This is a genomic window from Lutibacter sp. HS1-25, from assembly GCF_004121075.1.
GTDB lineage: Bacteria > Bacteroidota > Bacteroidia > Flavobacteriales > Flavobacteriaceae > Lutibacter.
The window spans coordinates 25,983-44,994 of sequence record NZ_RHLN01000157.1 but is presented as its reverse complement, the minus strand read 5'-3'; the positions used below and the strand labels follow the sequence as shown (position 1 = coordinate 44,994).

General features: G+C 31.8%; 19 protein-coding genes and 1 riboswitch. Of the genes, 6 read left to right on the top strand and 13 right to left on the bottom strand.

Features of this window, described 5'->3' with window-relative positions:
• Window positions 1-38 precede the first annotated feature (38 nt).
• A complete protein-coding gene (locus EC396_RS15735) occupies window positions 39-1,247 on the top strand; it encodes an NAD(P)/FAD-dependent oxidoreductase (RefSeq protein ID WP_129367818.1) in 1,209 nt (402 codons plus the stop codon).
• Window positions 1,248-1,458: 211 nt separating this feature from the next.
• Here the strand turns inward: EC396_RS15735 and EC396_RS15730 are convergent, their stop codons facing one another.
• From EC396_RS15730 to EC396_RS15720, 3 genes are all read right to left on the bottom strand, one after another.
• Entirely contained in the window at window positions 1,459-2,031 is a 573-nt protein-coding gene (locus EC396_RS15730; RefSeq protein ID WP_129367817.1) for an alkylphosphonate utilization protein, read from the bottom strand.
• Window positions 2,032-2,187: 156 nt separating this feature from the next.
• Window positions 2,188-3,510 carry a S28 family serine protease gene (locus EC396_RS15725; protein ID WP_129367816.1) on the bottom strand — a complete coding sequence of 441 codons (1,323 nt, stop codon included), beginning with the start codon at window positions 3,508-3,510 and terminating at the stop codon, window positions 2,188-2,190.
• A gap of 213 nt (window positions 3,511-3,723) precedes the next feature.
• Window positions 3,724-5,304, bottom strand: coding sequence for an aldehyde dehydrogenase (NADP(+)) (locus EC396_RS15720; protein WP_129367814.1), 1,581 nt, complete (start codon window positions 5,302-5,304; stop codon window positions 3,724-3,726).
• A 336-nt stretch (window positions 5,305-5,640) separates the two neighbouring features.
• On the opposite strand from EC396_RS15720, the gene EC396_RS15715 reads away from it, so the two are divergent.
• Window positions 5,641-6,483: an AraC family transcriptional regulator gene (locus tag EC396_RS15715; protein ID WP_129367812.1), complete on the top strand. Its 843-nt coding sequence runs from the start codon at window positions 5,641-5,643 to the stop codon at window positions 6,481-6,483.
• A 204-nt stretch (window positions 6,484-6,687) separates the two neighbouring features.
• Here EC396_RS15715 and EC396_RS15710 read toward each other — a convergent pair whose 3' ends face one another.
• Window positions 6,688-7,047 (bottom strand): MmcQ/YjbR family DNA-binding protein, encoded by a 360-nt coding sequence (locus EC396_RS15710; RefSeq protein ID WP_129367810.1) that lies wholly within the window; start codon window positions 7,045-7,047, stop codon window positions 6,688-6,690.
• 80 nt (window positions 7,048-7,127) lie between these two features.
• Here EC396_RS15710 and EC396_RS15705 point away from each other — a divergent pair, with 80 nt between their 5' ends.
• The gene (locus EC396_RS15705; RefSeq protein ID WP_129367807.1) at window positions 7,128-7,892 is read left to right on the top strand and encodes an Eco47II family restriction endonuclease; all 765 of its coding nucleotides are present in this window, start codon (window positions 7,128-7,130) and stop codon (window positions 7,890-7,892) included.
• Here the strand turns inward: EC396_RS15705 and dcm are convergent.
• Window positions 7,865-9,109 carry a DNA (cytosine-5-)-methyltransferase gene (gene dcm / locus EC396_RS15700; protein WP_129367805.1) on the bottom strand — a complete coding sequence of 415 codons (1,245 nt, stop codon included), beginning with the start codon at window positions 9,107-9,109 and terminating at the stop codon, window positions 7,865-7,867. The two genes, EC396_RS15705 and dcm, sit on opposite strands and share 28 nt — an antisense overlap.
• A gap of 56 nt (window positions 9,110-9,165) precedes the next feature.
• Window positions 9,166-10,302 carry a radical SAM family heme chaperone HemW gene (gene hemW / locus EC396_RS15695; protein WP_129367803.1) on the bottom strand — a complete coding sequence of 379 codons (1,137 nt, stop codon included), beginning with the start codon at window positions 10,300-10,302 and terminating at the stop codon, window positions 9,166-9,168.
• A 115-nt stretch (window positions 10,303-10,417) separates the two neighbouring features.
• On the opposite strand from hemW, the gene EC396_RS15690 reads away from it, so the two are divergent.
• Window positions 10,418-10,705, top strand: a complete 288-nt coding sequence (locus EC396_RS15690; RefSeq protein ID WP_129367801.1) for an antibiotic biosynthesis monooxygenase — start codon at window positions 10,418-10,420, stop codon at window positions 10,703-10,705.
• A gap of 118 nt (window positions 10,706-10,823) precedes the next feature.
• On the opposite strand, the gene EC396_RS15685 is transcribed toward EC396_RS15690, so the two are convergent.
• The 6 genes from EC396_RS15685 to EC396_RS15660 all read right to left on the bottom strand — a co-directional run bounded on the left by EC396_RS15685 (window position 10,824) and on the right by EC396_RS15660 (window position 16,346).
• Entirely contained in the window at window positions 10,824-13,208 is a 2,385-nt protein-coding gene (locus EC396_RS15685) for a TonB-dependent receptor (RefSeq protein ID WP_129367799.1), read from the bottom strand.
• An 80-nt stretch (window positions 13,209-13,288) separates the two neighbouring features.
• Window positions 13,289-13,378, bottom strand: a riboswitch (TPP riboswitch).
• 42 nt (window positions 13,379-13,420) lie between these two features.
• Window positions 13,421-13,825 carry an alternative ribosome rescue aminoacyl-tRNA hydrolase ArfB gene (gene arfB, locus EC396_RS15680; RefSeq protein WP_129367798.1) on the bottom strand — a complete coding sequence of 135 codons (405 nt, stop codon included), beginning with the start codon at window positions 13,823-13,825 and terminating at the stop codon, window positions 13,421-13,423.
• The gene (locus EC396_RS15675; protein ID WP_129367797.1) at window positions 13,822-14,415 is read right to left on the bottom strand and encodes an AAA family ATPase; all 594 of its coding nucleotides are present in this window, start codon (window positions 14,413-14,415) and stop codon (window positions 13,822-13,824) included. The genes arfB and EC396_RS15675 overlap by 4 nt, the downstream gene beginning before the upstream one ends.
• On the bottom strand, window positions 14,385-15,008 hold the full coding sequence (gene pnuC / locus EC396_RS15670) for a nicotinamide riboside transporter PnuC (RefSeq protein WP_129367796.1): 624 nt from the start codon (window positions 15,006-15,008) through the stop codon (window positions 14,385-14,387). The genes EC396_RS15675 and pnuC overlap by 31 nt, the downstream gene beginning before the upstream one ends.
• The gene (locus EC396_RS15665; RefSeq protein WP_129367795.1) at window positions 15,005-15,715 is read right to left on the bottom strand and encodes a geranylgeranylglyceryl/heptaprenylglyceryl phosphate synthase; all 711 of its coding nucleotides are present in this window, start codon (window positions 15,713-15,715) and stop codon (window positions 15,005-15,007) included. The genes pnuC and EC396_RS15665 overlap by 4 nt, the downstream gene beginning before the upstream one ends.
• Window positions 15,708-16,346, bottom strand: a complete 639-nt coding sequence (locus tag EC396_RS15660) for a 4'-phosphopantetheinyl transferase superfamily protein (RefSeq protein ID WP_129367794.1) — start codon at window positions 16,344-16,346, stop codon at window positions 15,708-15,710. Before EC396_RS15660 ends, EC396_RS15665 begins: the two co-directional genes overlap by 8 nt.
• 88 nt (window positions 16,347-16,434) lie before the next feature.
• Here EC396_RS15660 and ahcY point away from each other — a divergent pair, with 88 nt between their 5' ends.
• Window positions 16,435-17,751, top strand: coding sequence for an adenosylhomocysteinase (ahcY, locus tag EC396_RS15655; protein WP_129367792.1), 1,317 nt, complete (start codon window positions 16,435-16,437; stop codon window positions 17,749-17,751).
• 30 nt (window positions 17,752-17,781) lie between these two features.
• Window positions 17,782-18,576 carry a universal stress protein gene (locus EC396_RS15650; protein WP_129367790.1) on the top strand — a complete coding sequence of 265 codons (795 nt, stop codon included), beginning with the start codon at window positions 17,782-17,784 and terminating at the stop codon, window positions 18,574-18,576.
• A gap of 93 nt (window positions 18,577-18,669) precedes the next feature.
• Here the strand turns inward: EC396_RS15650 and EC396_RS15645 are convergent, their stop codons facing one another.
• Window positions 18,670-19,011 carry an Hpt domain-containing protein gene (locus EC396_RS15645; protein ID WP_129367788.1) on the bottom strand — a complete coding sequence of 114 codons (342 nt, stop codon included), beginning with the start codon at window positions 19,009-19,011 and terminating at the stop codon, window positions 18,670-18,672.
• Window position 19,012: the final 1 nt, after the last annotated feature.

Genomic DNA, 19,012 nt, shown 5'->3' with positions numbered 1-19,012 from the left:
ACTTTTAAACCTTTGTACCTTTGAAACTAAAATAAACAATGAAAAAAAAATTAATCATAATAGGTGGTGGCGCGGCAGGTTATTTTGCAGCAATCAATGCAGCAGAATTAAATAACGATTTAGAAGTTGTAATTTTAGAAGGCAGCAACAAAGTACTACAAAAAGTAAAAGTAAGTGGAGGCGGCAGATGCAATGTAACACATGCTTGCTTTACACCTACTGATTTGGTACAATTTTACCCAAGAGGCGAAAAAGAATTGCGTGGTCCTTTTCATCAATTTATGACAGGCGATACCATGGAATGGTTTGAAAACAGAGGCGTTCCTTTAAAAATTGAAGATGATAACAGGATTTTTCCTGAAAGTAATTCGTCTCAAAGTATCATCGATTGCTTTTTAGAAAGCGCCAAAAATGCAGGTGTTATTTTAAAAACAAGCACCCGAGTTGACAGCATTTCAAAAAGTGAAGATACCTACATTGTAAAAACAGCTTCTGAAACATTTATTGCTGATTATTTATTGATTGCCTCTGGAAGCAATGCTAAAGTTTGGGACATTATTTCAAATTTAGGCCATAAAATTATTGCGCCTGTTCCTTCGTTGTTTACATTTAATATTGAAGATGAAAGGCTAAAAGATATCCCAGGAATTTCAGCTCCAAAAGCAACTGTAAAAGTATTGAATTCAAAATTAGAAGAACAAGGTCCACTATTAATAACACACTGGGGATTGAGCGGTCCTGGCATTTTAAAACTATCTGCTTGGGGTGCTTTAGAATTTCATCAAAAAGATTATCAGTTTGAAATTGAAGTCAATTGGCTCTCTAAAAAACAAGAAACTGTTTTAGAAATATTAAAGTCCGAAAAGCAAAAAAACACCAAAAAACAAATTATTTTACGTTCGGTTTTTGAAGACGTTTCAAAACGCTTGTGGGAAAAATTTGTATTGGCTTCAGACATTTCTGAAACAACGCAATGGGCACAATTAAACAACAAACAATTAGAAAATTTAGCAAAACAACTCACGCAATCTGTTTTTAAAGTCAACGGCAAAAGTACTTTTAAAGACGAATTTGTAACTGCCGGAGGTGTAGATTTAAAAGAAATTAACTTTAAGCGTTTTGAAAGCAAACTACACAAAAACCTGTTTTTTGCTGGCGAAGTACTAAATATTGATGCCGTTACAGGTGGTTTTAATTTTCAAAATGCCTGGACCAGTGGCTGGATTGTTGCAAACGCTATTGATTAGTTTACAGTAAACAGTCTCAGTTAGCAGTCGTATCTATAAAATAAAAAGAGACAATTCAAAAAGCTATAAAAATCTGTTTTGTCAAACTGAGCTTGTCGAAGTTGACAGTAAACAGTCTCAGTTGCAGTGTTACAGCATATACCGTAATAAAAAAGCCTAAAATTTTAAGCAAACATCTCAAATTTTTAGGCTTTTTATATGTTTAAAAAAATTATATTTTTTTCACGTAATCTGTAATAATTACAATTTGAGTAGGCCCTACTTTACCTTCAATATATTTTTCGTTTTCACGATCTAAAGAAATTCTTCTAACAGCAGTACCTTGTTTTGCAATCATACTAGACCCTTTAACTTTCAAATCTTTAATCAACACAACCGAGTCTCCAGCTTGTAAAATAACACCATTTACATCTCTATGCACCACTGCATTTTCAGTATCGGTACCTTCACCTGTAGCTTTTGCCCAAGCCAAATTTTCATCATCTAAATACAACATATCCAACAAATCCTGCGGCCAACCTTCAGCGCGTAAACGACTCAACATACGCCACGCAACCACCTGTACAGCAGCAACTTCACTCCACATACTATCATTTAAACAACGCCAGTGATTTGCATCAACATTGTCCGGATTTTCAATTTGATCTATACAAGTAGCACAAGCAAAAATGCTCGTTTCTGCAATTCCATCAGGAGCTTGAGACACTTCAAAAGCACTCAAATTTTCAGTATTCCCACACAATTCACACTTGTTTCCACTACGTTGTTCTAATTCTTTCGACATTTTATTTTAATTTTTTATCTCGGCAAAAGTACATTTAAAAATCAGTAATCACAATTATTTGGGCGTTCCCCTTCGGGTCAGGCTGTACGTTACAAGTCCTCGCTATCGCTGTGGGCTTTTCACTGCCATCCTTAACGCAAAAAAAGTTAGTCAAAACTATTCAACTAACGGATAAATAGTTGTGCTATACCCCATCCATTTTTGCAAAGCATCATAAATTAATTGCTGATCTTCAGCACTAAAATCCTTAATTCTGGTACTATGAGAACCTTCTTTTAAAACCATTTTCAAAGCTTCAACTTGTGGCTTTAAAATTGGCGCACAAGCACCCCAAGGATCATATTCGCCATAAATATACAAGATCTTAGTCCCTCTATTTTCAGCAAATTCACGCACTTCATTTATATATTCAGGACTATAATTTAACGGAATATCTTTTGGCGTAAAACGCAAATTGGTGGGATTTTTAACAACTTTCAGCAAATCTTTAAGAGGTGCTGAATCAAAACCATAATAACCCAATTCATTCATATGCTGGTAATAACTTGGCAACAAATCGTAGTACGTTTCATCGTTGTAAAAACCAATTCCAACTATGCTGTTAACATAATTAAACAACTGTTTAGCTGTTGCAGTTTCATCAGGAATTTCATCACACTTTCCTCCCCATTGCCAAAACGAAAATGGAAATTCTAACGCCGCATATTCTAAAGCTTCATTGGTTGACACCTCAGTAAAAGTCATATTTTTAAGTTTCGCATAATTGTCAATTTCAACCAAAACAGCGTCCCTATTTTTTAAAAGCAATCGCTGAAATTGTACAATTTTTGCCCTGCACTCATCACTTCCAACGGTATTTATCAATGCCTGCGTTCGTGGATCTTCCTGAGCATTAATTAACGGAGCCACATAAGGTACTGCCACACGCACATCCCAAGGATATTTAGATTTATAAATCAACACCGTTTCACCGCCTTTGCTAATGCCTGTTGAAGCCCATTTACCTGTGTACAATCTTTTTAATTTAGTTACAATCGTATGATAATCTTCAACCGCCTGATCGTTTGTTAAATACTGCCAAGGAATAGAATCTGGACGAGATTTTCCATAAAATCGATATTCAACTTGCACCTGATTTCCTTTAAAAATCTTAGAAAGCTCATAGGTTCTTGGCCTGGCATTATAACCTTCGGTAACTAAAACCACAGGTGCAGTTTCACTTATATGCGACAAATAAACATATTGCTTAAAAGTGCCTGCTGTTGGGTTTTTATGATCCAAAGGCTGATTTAAAACCAACTGATAAGCATCTGTAAAATAATCCTTTGGCTCCATTTTTGTGATTTCAGCATCTGGAAACAATTTTTCTAATTGTTGCTGAAAAGACAAAATTACAACTGGCTCTAATTTTATAGTTTTGCAAGCTACAACACTAAAACTTATAGTTACAAATAATACAAGTGACTTTAAAAATTTCATTTTTTGATTTTTGATTTTATTTTTTGAGGGAATATTACACATTTATCAATTGATTGCCTTGGATTTAAATGTTAAAAAAATCATATTAAATTATAAAACAATTATTTAAACACCTCCCTGACCCTCCTCAAGGAGGGAATTTACTTTATTAAAAAATTACAACACATTTCTATTTCAAAATTATTGCTTTGAGCGGATTGTATAAGTATTTCACTACAAACTTACTATTGTTTTATTTCCATTTATTTCTCGTGTGATTCCTAAAGGATTTTCATTTTTTAATGCGTTTGGCAACAACTCATTTGGCCAACTTTGATAACAAAACGGTCTAACCCATCGCTTAATTGAATTTACACCAACTGCCGTAAAACGGCTATCGGTTGAAGCTGGATAAGGACCACCGTGAACCATTGCCGCACAAACCTCAACACCTGTTGGAACACCATTAAAAATAATTCGCCCAACCCTGTTTTGAAGTACATCAATTATGTTGCCATAATTTTCCAATTCGTTTTCTGCTAAAATAGTCCCTGTTAACTGAGCTTCTAGATTTGAAATAATTGCTTCTAATTGCGCCATATTTTCACACTGAACGACCATAGAAAATGGCCCAAAAACTTCGTGATGTAAATTGGTATTTGCTAAAAAGGTTGCTCCATCAACAGTTGTGATGATTTGACGACCATAATTTTTTGGAACTTCTTTTTCTAAAATTACAGCAGTTTGCAAACCTGGTTGAGTCAACATTTTTGACTTATTATTTTCAAAAGCACCAATTATGTTTGGATGCAACATACACGAAGGTTCAATTTTTACAATTTCATTACACAAAAACTCCATAAAATGAGATAAATCATTGCCTTTAATTCCTAAAATTAAACCTGGATTTGTACAAAATTGTCCAGATCCCAATGTAATAGAAGCTGCATAAGTTTTGGCCCAATCTGCTCCTTTCAATTTGGCTGCATTTGGCAATAAAATTACAGGATTTACACTACCCATTTCGGCAAAAACAGGGATCGGTTCTGGTCGTTGTGCTGCCATATCATATAAAGCCCTTCCTCCACTTATACTTCCTGTAAATCCAACAGCTTTTACACCTGGATGTTTTACCAAAGTAACACCAACTTCAATACCACTACTGTTTAAATTTGAAAACACACCATTTGGCATACCTGTTTTTTCGGCAGCGTTTATAATTGCCATAGCAACCAACTCACCCGTACCCGCGTGCATAGGATGGGATTTTACAATTACCGAACAACCCGCTGCCAAAGCCGCAGCCGTATCGCCACCAGCAGTAGCATACGCTAACGGAAAATTACTTGCTCCAAAAACCACAACAGGCCCCAAAGGCACCAACATTTTACGAATATCAACTTTAGGAATTGGTTGTCGGTTTGAATCTGCAGTTTCAATTACTGCCTCTACCCAAGAACCTTCGTTTACTAAATTTGCAAAAGAGCGCAGCTGATAAATAGTCCTTCCACGTTCGCCAATTGCACGTTCTTTTGTTAAACCAGATTCTGCACAATACATTTCAATTAACTGATCTCCAAGTGCTTCAATTTGGTTGGCAATTTCATTTAAAAATTCACTTTTTTTAGCTCCTGGTATTTTTTGAAATGTTTTAAATGCTGCTGTTGCCAATGTTACTGCTTTGTCAATTTCTATAGCCGAAGCTTCGTAAAAAACAGTGTCATTTTCAAGATTTGTTTGCGGATTAAAAGTTTTGAAAGTTTTATTTCCTATGGAGGTTAATAAATTTCCTATGTAGTTTTTTCCTGTAATCATTTTTTAATTTTAAGTACTATTAGCTTGTGTTAGCGATAGCAGTGGTATCCTTTTTTGGGTGATTTTGCAAAGCAAAAATTACCCAAAAAAGATTTAACGGATAGCGCGACCGCTTGCGGAAACACCCAAAAAAAATTGATGTAAATGGGTATTAAATTTTACTTTGTATTTTTGTCCAATTTAATACTAAAATCTAAGTATCGCAAAGGTAAAACGTAGGGTTGCTGGTTTAAATTTTTGTTTTTGATATTAAATTGCTTTCACATTGTATTATTTTACCTTATTTACCTATATTTATAAAAATAATTGATTAATTTTAGCCCATAGTTATTAAAAATGAAAGTATTACCCTTTAAAATTCCTAAACCTGAAAATGTAACTTTATATGTAGAACACTATAAAGATGAAACTTTTTACGAGAAATTACACCAACATAAAGAGATTCAGATTAGTGTTGTTTTACACGGTGAAGGCACTTATATTATTGGCGATTGTGTAGGCGATTTTAAAAAACACGATGTTTTTGTGCTTGGCGAAAATTTGCCTCACGTTTTTAAAAGAGATGCTGCTTTTGAAAAAGAAACCGAAATTGTTTCGCTGTTTTTTTCGAAGAATTCTTATGGTGAAGAATTTTTTAATTTACCAGAATTTGAGCATTTTCAGCACTTTTTTAACGATTCTATTTTAGGTTACCAAGTACTTTCTAACAAAGATAAAATTACTTTATTGTTATCTAAATTAAAAAAACTCCCTAAATATGAGCAATTTATATCATTTTTAGAGATTTTAAATTTAATTACTGAAGCCGATAAGCTTAAACTTTCTTCGCTTATAAATTTAAAAAAATATGCTGGTGATGAGGGTAAAAGAATGAGTGATATTTTTCAATACTCGATGGAAAATTTTCACAAGGAAGTGAGTCTGGAAGATGTTGCAAATATTGCCAATATGACTCCGAATGCTTTTTGCAGGTATTTTAAACAGCGTACCAACAAGACTTTTGTAAATTTTTTAATTGATATTAGAATTGGTAATGCTTGTAAATTGCTGGCCAAAAAAAACGACTTAAGTATTACTGAAATTTCATACAAATCGGGCTTTAATAATTTGGCAAATTTTAATCGAAAATTTAAAGCTATGAAGGGAATAACGCCATCGGAATTTAGGAAGAAACATTAAATTTGATTGTTGCGCTTCGACAAGCTCAGCGTGACAACCTCGATGTACAACTAATAAACTTTCAAACAAACTATAATGGCTTCGGCTACGCTCAGCCACCAGTTCACTCTGCTCTTCCGACTTTAAACTTTCGAACTACAGCTAAAACTTCTAATATTTAACATCTAACTTCGTATATTTTTTTAGAACTTTTAAACTTTACAACTACTCTATAAATCCCAATTCTTTTTGTTGTTTTTTGGTCATTCCTTTTACAACTAAATTGTACGAGTGATCTATCAATTCTTTGATAAAATCGGTTTTTAAATCGCCTTCAATAGTTACGGTGTTCCAATGTTTTTTACTCATATGAAACCCCTCAATAATAGTCGAATATTGCTCACGCAATTCAATGGATTTTTCTGGATCACATTTTAAATTGACCTTTGATGGGTGCTGCTCTAAACCCGATAATGCAAACATTTTATCGGCCACTTTAAAAACCAAAGTAGTTTGGTCAAAAGGAAAACATTCTGTAACATATTTTTTTGATAAGCAATAATCTCTAAATTCTTCAATGTTCATAAGGCGGTTTTTTTAATATAAAAAATATGTTTGAATATAGTCTCCTTTTTCATATCTTCGATTTAACTATAAATAAAAAAATGGCTCATAAATATCTTAGCTTTATAACAGACGAACACTTATTCTCTTGTATTGAAAATCTTCATAATTCATATTTAAAAGCAAAAGCAGATATCAGTAAAAAGAAATTTTACAATAACAAAATTGATACCATAAAACTAACTTTTGATGCTAAATTTAACGATTTAGATGAAGAATCTCTTATAAAATTTGAAATAGAACGTCAAATTGATAAATCAATCAACAATTCAATCGGTACATTTCATGAACAAATATTAGGTGGAATTACTGGTTATGAAATGGGACAATTAAGTGGATTTGACATCAAAGCAACCAACAATACACTATTTGCTGACATTAAAAATAAACACAATACCATGAATAGCAGCTCTGCAGAAAGTTTATTTCAAAAGTTAGCACATTATGCTGACACTTATAAACAAGCTTCTTGTTATTGGGTTCAAATTTTAGCAAAAAACAGTTTTCATGAAAAATGGTTTGGCGAAATTAACGGAAAGGAATATAGTCATAGTCGCATTTTTAAAATTTCTGGTGATCAATTTTATAAATTACTTACAGGAAATGACAATGCTTTTTTTGAACTTTACAGTATACTACCAAAAGCAATTGATGACTTTTTATTAAATAAAAAAGATACTGATTTAACCAAAAACTCTGCTTTAAATGAAATCTCTAAAACTGCAAAATTAGCTAAAAGAAGTATTTTAGACGAAATTACATTTGAAAACTATAGCTACTATTTAGGTTTTGATAAACTTAAATAATATTCATTTAAAAAATTAACTATTGAATAGCCAATTTCTTTACCTAAATTGCAAGGTACTGCATTACCAATTTGTTTGTATTGTTGCGAAATTGAACCCATAAACTTCCAATCATCTGGAAACGTTTGAATTCTAGCGTATTCTCTAACAGTAAAAGGACGCGTCTCTTCTGGATGACATCTTTCAGTCTGTTTTTGGGCTGGACTGCAAGTTAGTGTTAAACTTGGCTCATCCCAACCAATTCTACGAGCAATACCAGTCTTACCACCTCCTAAATAAAAACTTTTACCCATATATTCCTTTTGAATATCTAATGGTAAATTCCTCCAATAACCTTTTGGAGGTATAAGTTTTAATACTTTTTTCTTGTGTTCAGGATACTTAGAACCTTCAGATTTTGGCACATCACAATTATATAGTTCTCCTTTTTTTAATGCGTCTGACAAATTATATATTTTAGTATAAGGTTTTGGGTACGAAAAAGAACTTTCAACATCTTTTCTAATTCCTACTAAAATAACTCTTTCCCTTTTTTGAGGGACTTTGTAGTCGATAGCTTTTAATACTTGAACAGGGACAACATTATAACCGATTTCATCTAAAATTGAGATCATCCCTTGAATTGTTTTTCCTTTCTCGTGAGATAATAAACCCTTAACATTCTCGCCTATACAAATCAAAGGATTTACCTCTTGTACAACCCTTGCAAACTCATAAAACAAAGTACCTCTAGCGTCTTGTAAGCCAAGTTTTTTGCCTGCATAACTAAATGCCTGACATGGAAATCCTCCGGTTACAATTTCTGCCTTATTTCTATATTTTGAAAAATCAAGTGTTCTTATATCACCCTCTAACACATTCCAATTCGGCCTATTTTCTCTTAATGTTTGACAAGCATATTTATCAATTTCATTAAGTGCAACACATTTAATTCCAGACTTCTCCAATCCAATTGCTAAACCTCCTGCTCCAGCAAAAAGCTCTAAGACTCTATACTCTTTATTTGGAACAACAGCATTATCAACCTCATTTTCAAAGTCATTGGTTGACATATCTAGAAACAAATTTAATTGCTCCTTTTTATAAATTCTATAATTACTTATTGGCTCACGAAGTGCTTTTAATTTTCCATCATTATCCCATCTTCTTAATGTTTCTTTACTTTTACCTAACACCTCAGCCGCTTCAGTAAGCGAATAATAATCTTTTATAACCATATTACACAACATTACACATTGGTTACAAATATATATATAAAATAGTACAATAAAAATTAAATTATAAACAAATCACTGGCAATACCATCAGCTAAAAATTTACCTTTTTTGGTGGTGATTAAAAATTTTTCTGAAGTATTTTCTTCAATTTTAAGCAACCCTTTTTTGATAAACGGATTGGTGTTTTTAATAAATTGCCGCAGAATTTCAACATCAAATTCACGCTCTATTTTAGCAAGTGAAACGCCCCAAATGGTTCGTAAACCTGTCATAATATATTCGTTAAATCTATTTTCAACCGACAAAGTTTCAACGGTATTTGGCAATATTTTTTCAGTAATTGATTTGGTATATTTTGTATTGTTTGAAATATTCCAACTGCGCTTATCACCGTTAAACGAATGCGCTGACGGACCAACACCTAAATATTTTTTGCCCAACCAATAAGACATATTGTGCTTTGAAAAATAAGCTGGTTTGCCAAAATTAGAAATTTCGTACTGTACAAAGCCTTGTTTTTCAGTTTCAGCAACCAAAATCTCAAAATGCGCTAAAGCCAGTTCTTCATCAACTGCTGGTAATTTTCCTTTTTTTATAAAATTAGCCAAAGCTGTTTTTTCTTCAACCGTTAAAGCGTAACTCGAAATATGCGGCACACCAAATTCAAATGCAATTTGCAGGTTTTTTTTCCATTTTTCAGAAGACATATTTGGTACTCCGTAAATTAAATCGATGGTAATATTGTCGAAATACTGCGTAGCAACTGTCAAACATTTTTTTGACTCTTCGGCTGAGTGTGCGCGATTCATAAATTTTAAATCGTCTTCAAAAAAAGATTGAATTCCAATACTCAATCGGTTGATTGGTGTTTTAGAAAGTTCAATAATTTTTTCTTCAGATAAATCATCTGGATTGGCTTCCAACGTAATTTCAGGATTTGAAACTACCGTATAATTTTGATAAACTGTATTTAATAAAGTTTGAATTTCAATAACAGTTAACAACGATGGCGTACCACCACCAAAATAAATAGTTTCTATTTTTTGTTGCTTAAATTCGCTTTTGCGCAAAATCAATTCGTTTACAATTGCATTTAACAGTGCTTCTTTGTGTTTTAAAGAAGTAGAAAAATGAAAATCGCAATAGTAACATGCTTGTTTACAGAACGGTATATGTATATAAATTCCAGCCAATCTTATAAATTATTTTGTTTAAAATTACACTTTTATTTAAAAAAAACTGAAAAACTGATTTAAGTTACCATTTTTACAAAAATAGAATTGTAAATTTGAGTAAAACCATACCAACATGTACACCTATATAGTCTCATTTAAAGTAAAAGAAGGCGAAGGTATTTCATTTGTTGAATTACAAAATTTTGAGGAATTAACCGAAGCCAAACCTGCAGGATTAGATCATTTTCATATTTTTAAAGACAGGAATGAACAGGATCGCTTTTTTTTGGTTGAATACTGGAATTCAAAAGAGGATCGTCTAAAATTAGAAAAATCTAAAGAATACCGATTGTTTAGAGAACACAGAAAATTGGTAATTGATAAAAAATATGAAACTTTTGAGTGTGATGTGATTATTTAGTTTGTCACTTTTTTAAAAGATACACTTACCAATTATTAACTATTTAACTGTCTAAAAAAAAACCTCATAAAGTAGCTTAAAGCAACTATATGAGGTTTAAAAATGTGTTTATTGCGTTTTAAAAACGTACGGTAGCTCCTAGTAAAAAGTTAATAGTTGCTTGTGGATAATAACCAGCACCATCTAAAGTAGTTACTTCACCAGGTACAGACCAATCATCATCATACGTATAGTAATATCCATTTGAAATATATTCAGCATTAAAAATGTTATTTACTAACAAATCAAAACGAATAGATTTTGCAATTTTATTTGGTGTAATTTCATAAGAAACATTTAAATCGTTTACAAAATAGCTGTCTAACTTTGAGTTTTCGGCATCAATATTTCCCATATACTGCTCACCAACAAATTTAGATAACAATGATAATTTAAGGTTTGAAATTGGTTGGTATACCAGGTTGTTTCCTGCAATAAAATTAGGAGAAAATGCAATGTTTGTGCTTTTAAGTATAAGCTCTTCACCATCTAAATAAGCAGGAAAATCAATGTTTTTATTGCTGCTAATGGCTACGTTAGGCAATACACTAAACTTATTTGAAATTTTTACTGCAGCATCAATTTCTAATCCTAAACGGTAGCTTTTATCACTAGTAGCTCTAATAGGAGAACCAACATCATCAATTGCACCTGTTAACACCAATTGATCTTTGTATAACATATAATAAATGTTACTATTAATTTTAAAAGTTTCTTTGTTAATTCTCCAACCCAATTCAAAATCGTTAAGCTTTTCAGATTTAGAAATACCATTCTCAAAATCGTTTCTATTTGGTTCTCTGCTTGCTTTGGCATACGACAAATACAAACCATTGTATCCATTTATTTGATAAGTTACACCTGCTTTTGGATTGAAGAACGAATAATTTTCGTCAACATTTATTGGTGTTCTATCAGACGTTAATCCATTGGTTTCAAAAGAAATAAAACGACCTTGCAAGTCAACAAATAAAGACCAAGCTTCACTAAATTTGTAATCTAGTTTCGCAAAAATATTTGAATCTGTTTTTTGAGTTTCACTTTCATAATACCTGTCTCTTATTTCAGAATTACTAGCATACTCAGCCCAAATAATTTCACCAAAATGATCTCCAGTATAACTACTAACAGATCCTCCAAAAATCACATTGTAATTGGTATTAGTATAAGTTGCATTCGCATTAAAAACATAAAAATCATTGTCTAACCAACGTCTTCTAATTAAGTCGGTTTCATCAATAGTTTCTCCACCAATAACAATTGGAGTAAGATCGTAATCTGCAAAATCTTCACCATCTTTAAACTGCTCAAAATACCCTTTTCCTTTGGTGTAGTTAAAAGCAATGTTTGTAGACCAGTTTTCAGAAATAGTTTCATTCCAATGCAATTGGTAATGATCTTGATTGTAATTGTCAACTTCATTTTCATACGTATACGGATTGTAAGTTCTTCCAAACTCTTCCATTTCTTCTTTGGTTACACCGTACCAAGACTGATAAGTTTTTTCGTGACCACCAAAAGTAATGGCTTTAATTAACGTATTGTCATCAACATAAGCAGCTTGTAGAAAGTAAGAAGAAAGGTCTGAGTAAGCCCTGTCAATATATCCGTCAGAATCAATTTTTGAGACTCTTCCTGAAATTTCTATATGGTCATTTAACAAACCTGTGCTAAATTTTCCCGTAATTTTTGTGGTATTAAAAGAACCAACTGAACCACTTAATTCTCCAAAAGCATCTTCAGAAACGGCATCGGTTAACAAGTTTAAACTAGCTCCAAATGCACCAGAACCATTGGTTGAAGTTCCTACACCACGTTGTAATTGTAAACTCTCTGTTGAAGAAGCGAAATCGGGCATATTAACCCAAAAAGTACCTTGGCTTTCTGCATCGTTGTAAGGAATACCGTTGATAGTTACATTTACTCTAGTTGCATCACTACCACGCACTCTAATCCCTGTGTATCCAACACCTGCACCAGCATCTGAAGTCGTTACAACTGAAGGTAAATAGTTTAATAAAATTGGAATATCCTGACCTAAATTTCGGTCTTTAATTTCTTCTTTGCTTACGTTGCTAAAAGTTACTGGAGCGCCTGATTTTACTCGAACTGCAGACACTAAAACTTCATCTAAACTTTCAAAACTATCAGATAAATCAACATTAATTAAAACATCTTTGTTTAGTTGTACTTTAACTTCTTTTGGCGCACTCATAAAGCTTACCTGCAAAGTGTAAGTTCCTTTTTTTAGATTGAATGAAAAATTTCCATCTGCATCTGTAGAAACTCCAGTTTTAGTTCCTTTTAAAACTACTGAAGCACCTTCAACCGAATTTACACCGTCAACTACTTTACCAGAAAGTGTGTAAAAATTTTGTGCATTTGCGTTTGAAGCAAAAGCAATGATAAATAAAGTGACTAAAAATGTTACTTTGTTAAATTTTGATTTTAAAAATGGTTTCATCTTTTTTATAAAATAAAACGATTTAAAAAGAGGTAATTAATCGATGATTTGAATAATTATTAGTATTGTGTTTTAACAAACTTTTTGTTAAAACGTTTCCCTTAACAGCATTACCTGTTCAGGTTCAATGGGTTTGATCTCAGCCGTTATAGGCACCCCTTTTGAGACGTGGCAAACTTAGGAAATAAGATTTTAATAAAAAAATAAAAAATTTATTCTAATTTTGGTTTAGAACGAAAAGCCTTTTTGTAAGCCTGTTTTTTCTTTTTATCCAAGCGCTTTTGAATGCTAGATTTGGTTGGCTTTGATGCTTTTCGCTTTTTTTGAACTTTTAATCCGTTGGCAATAATTTGTAAAAATCGGTCAATTACAATTTCTTTATTTTTATGCTGACTGCGACTTTCGTCACAATTTAACAATAAAACCTGTTCTTTGGTAAGTTTATTTTGAAGGTTTTTTAGTAGCAATTCTTTTTCTTCGGAAGACAATTCAACAGAATTTTGAAGGTCAAAAATTAGTTCAACTTTTGAAGAAACTTTGTTTACATGTTGTCCGCCAGCACCACCACTTCTAACAGTTTTAAATTTTAATTCTTTTATGAGGTTTTCAGCAATCATTTTTTTGAAAATCTTTGTAAATTAGGCTTTGATTTTAAAATTTCATCAATGGCATTTATAGCTGTTTCTAATCTAAAATCTTTTTCACCTTTTAATAAAATATAGGGACGATTGTATTTTTTGAGTGCATTTTCAAAAGCATTAAACATTTCAATACGCAACTCTGGTCGGTCTCTAATATCATCTTCATCCCAAGGTGTATCAATATAAGTTAATAAATACAAATCGTACTTATTTTCAATGGCTGCTTTTTCTAAATCAGCATCAACAAAACCGCCATAATACTCTTCAGAATACACTTTGGTTTCTAACAAATCGGTATCACAAATTAGCAATCTATCTGCTTTTTGCACCAATTCATTTTCTAATTTCATTTGCCCAATAGCAATGGGAATTAAATCAGAACTTTCACAGGTTTTACGTTCATTATTCCATTTTTCCTGTAAATATTCACGAGCAAACTCACGCACCCAAACTGTATTGTAATGGCGTGCTAAAAGACGAGATAGTGTTGTTTTACCAGTACTTTCTGGCCCAAACAAAACAATTCGTACTATATTTACTGATTGTTGATTAAGATTTTTTTCCATTCTAAATAGCCATAAACAGCTATAATTGTAAAGATAAGATATTGAAAGCTTGTAAACGTAAATCCTTTGTAAAAATACAATGGAATTGATATAATATCACCAACTATCCAATAAATCCAGTTTTCAATTTTTCGTTTTGCCATTAACCACATACCCACAAAAAATATGGCTGTAGTTATGGTATCAACATAAGCTACCCAACTATTCCATTTATCGAAACTTTGATACACTATAAAAACAAAAACCAAGGTTAATATAAATATAATTACTGAAGTTTGTTTTTCTTTTTTTGTGGTTCTTGAAATTGGTGTATGATGGGTAGCATCTACTTTTCGAGTCCAAATATACCATCCATAAATACTCATTATAAAATAGTAGGCATTGATAAGCATATCGCCCAACAATCCCCATTTCAACAATAAATACACAAAAATTAAGGTACTAACCATACCGGTTGGATACACCCAAATTTTGTTGTTTTTTGAATACCATACAGATAAAAAACCAAACAATATTGCAATTATTTCAAGTGCGATATCTATTGTTTCATAGCCGCTATATTGGCCAAAAAGAGCTTCAATTACATCATTCATATTTCAATATTATTTTCAAAAGCAGTGCCTATTACCACCAAATCGGCACCATTTTTATAAGCAGTATTTAATTGTTCTTTTGATCTTATTCCACCACCCACAATTAACGGAATAGTGATATTTTTTTTAACTTCTGAAATTAATTGAGCATTAACAACTGTTTTTGCTCCACTACCAGCTTCTAAATAAATCAATTGTTTGCCTTTGTACATACCAGCAACAGCTGTGGAAACGGCCAATTCTATATTATTTTGTGAAATAGGTCTTGTTTTACTCACTTTTAAAACTGATGAATTTGTACCACCATCAATTAAAATATAACCTGTTGGAATAATTTCTAAAGTCGAATTTTTTAAAAAAGGAACCGCTTTTATTTGTTGTTCTATTAAATATTCGGGATTTCTACCCGAAAGCAGTGATAAAAAAAGCAAAGCATCAGCATTGTTTGTGACTTGTGAGTAATCTCCCGGAAACAAAATCACTTTAATTTGTGTATTTTCTTTTAATTTTTGAACAAAAATATCTGTAATTCCAGGTGCTACAAAGCTTCCACCTACAAAAATAAAATGTGCATTTAAAGATTCTATTCTTTTTGAAATAGCTGGAATTTCTTCCACCGAAGTTTTATCGGGATCTAATAAAATCGCCAATAATTTTTCACCTTTTTTTGAAGCGTTTTGTATAAATTCTAAAACAGATTTAATCATTATTAACAGGTTCTAAAGCATAAACTAAGGTAAAATTCTCTAGTTGTTCAAAACCAATATCGTATTTTTTGTTCCAATCTTTCACTTTAATAATTCCTGTTGTTTTTTTGTTTGCCATTTGAAAAGAATCGATATCAATATCATTTTTAAAAGTCAGGCCACCGTGCGGATAAATTTTATACAAACTTTCTTTAGCACCCCAAATAACGGTTAATTGCTGAATATAATCGTCGTCTTTATGAATAAATCCACTTTCAAAATTGACAAATTTATGCTGAATAATTTTAATCTTTTCCCTATTTTTTTCAATATCAATACCTACTTCATTATCACTAATAGCAATGGCTGCAAAGGTAAAAGAGTGCGTTATAGAAATATGTTTTCCGTTGGTTAAGTGCGGTTTTCCATTTCCGTTATAATACAAATCAAAATCGGTATAACCAGCTTCTTTCAACAAATGTCGTACACCAATAAAACCACGTTTATGTATTTCACTTTTCATAGAAAACAAGCGCTGCTGACTTCTGTTTGTCATTGCAATTTCTGAGGCTAATTCATCAAATGAATCATCAATTTTCCACACATAAATACAAGTGCAACTATTTGGTTTAATGGTTTTATATAAAGGCATTTAGTTTCTCAAATCTATTTTGTACTTTTGCAACGACTAAAATCAAAAGTAATTAATTGCTTAAAATTAAAAAACAAATTTAATAATTATGAGTACAGAAACATCAACTTACGTAAAATATAAGGTAAAAGATATAAACCTTGCAGATTGGGGACGTAAAGAAATTGAGTTAGCTGAAGCAGAGATGCCAGGTTTAATGAGTTTAAGAGAAGAGTTTAAAGGGCAAAAACCTTTGGCTGGTGCTAGAATTGCTGGTTGTTTACACATGACTATTCAAACTGCTGTTTTAATTGAAACATTGGTTGATTTGGGTGCTGAAGTTACATGGAGTTCTTGTAATATATTTTCTACTCAAGATCAGGCTGCTGCTGCAATTGCTGCTGCTGGAATTTCAGTATACGCTTGGAAAGGTATGAATGAAGAAGAATTTGACTGGTGTATTGAGCAAACTTTGTTTTTTGGTGAAGACAAAAAACCGCTGAATTTAATTTTAGATGACGGTGGTGATTTAACAAATATGGTATTAGATCGTTATCCTGAATTAGCTGCAGGAATTAAAGGTTTAAGTGAAGAAACCACAACAGGTGTTCACCGTTTATACGACCGTGTAAAAGCAGGAACATTGCCAATGCCAGCAATAAATGTAAACGACTCTGTTACAAAATCTAAATTTGATAACAAGTACGGATGTAGAGAAAGTGCTGTAGATGCAATTAGACGTGCAACTGATATTATGTTAGCAGGTAAACGTGTTGTTGTTTGCGGTTATGGTGATGTAGGTAAAGGTACTGCAGCATCTTTTAAAGGAGCTGGATCTATTGTTACTGTTACTGAAATTGACCCTATTTGTGCATTACAAGCTGCAATGGATGGTTTTGAAGTAAAACGTTTAGAAACGGTTGTTGGAAATGCTGACATTATTATAACAACTACAGGTAACAAAGATATTGTTCAGGCTCGTCATTTTCAAGCAATGAAAGACAAAACAATTGTTTGTAATATTGGTCATTTTGACAATGAAATTGACATGGCTTGGTTGAATAAAAATTATGGTGCTTCAAAAGTTGAAATCAAACCTCAAGTTGATAAATATACTGTAGGTAAAAATGAAATTATTATTTTAGCTGAAGGTCGTTTGGTAAATTTAGGTTGTGCAACAGGGCACCCAAGTTTTGTAATGAGTAACTCATTTACAAATCAAACATTGGCACAATTAGAATTATGGAATAACAATGAAGCTTATAAAAATGAAGTTTACATGTTGCCAAAAATTTTAGATGAAAAAGTAGCGCGTTTACACTTAGCCAAAATTGGTGTTGAATTGGAAACTTTACGCGAAGATCAAGCAAAATATATTGGTGTTGAAGTTGAAGGTCCTTTTAAACCAGAATATTATAGATATTAAAATTTATAATTAATACTTATAAACTATTTAATGAAAAACATATTAGTGCCTTTAGGGAGTAGAAAAACAGCAGTTTCTACATTGCAATACGCTATAGATTTTGCCACTGTTTCAGGAAGTAAAATTTTTGTAGTGCAAGCATACGGAGTTCCAAGAATAGGAGCTTCATTAAAAAATGTGAACGATGTTTTAGCCAAAAAAGGAAAAATGGAACTGGCTGAAATCATGGAAAAAGTTGACATTAAAAATGTTGACATTACTAAAATAACCATTAAAGGAAACATTTTAGACAGCATTTCTGTATTAGAAAAAGAATTAAGTATCGATTTAATTATTGCTTCAGCCAAACCAGTTACTAAAGATTCGACTTTATATTTAGGGCCAATTACAGGGAGTTTTGTTAAAAAAACTGATATCCCAATGATTATTGTACCTAAAGGATTTAAGTTTGAACCTATAGAAAGAGTAATGTTAGGTGTAAGATCTGGCTTGTTAAATCATGACAATATCTTAGATCCTTTATCACATATTAGCAAATTATTTAATTCAAAAATTAGCTTAATTCATATTATTACACCTAAAAATGACCCTGAAGACAATGTACTTCATGAAGATTTTAAAGCCATTGGTGATGAAATTATTTACTCTGAAAATGCAACTGTATTTCACGGTGTTTTAGAATATTTAAATCAAGTTAACCCAAATATTTTATGTGTAATTAGAAATAAAAGAGGTTTTTTAAATAGATTGTTAGAATCTGATAGCATTAAAAAAGAAGATTTTGATAGTAGAATTCCTTTATTGGTTTTAAAAGGAAATTTATAGAAATATTTTTATAAAAATTAAACGGCTCTCAAGCAATTGAGAGCCGTTTTTATTTTACACACTTGACAGGACATTACCATAGAAAATTACCAATTATTCTCTATTTTTTAAACTAGCTACTACATCGTTAACCAATGTATCAAGTTTAAATGTCCATTTACCAATATGGTCTGAAGATTTTAACTCAGCTATATGCGCTTTAATTACATTTATCTCATCTTTTAAAACAGCTATACCAAGAATTTCTATAGAAGGTTTTATCCTATGAGCAATTGATTTTACTTTTTCATAATCTCCATTTTCATATGCAGATTTTAATTCTGCTACAGACTTAGGAGTCTCATCAATAAATAATTGAATCATTTTATCTACAAACTGCTTATTACCTTTTGCAATCTCCTCTAGTTTCCTTAAATCATATAATGGAATTTGCATA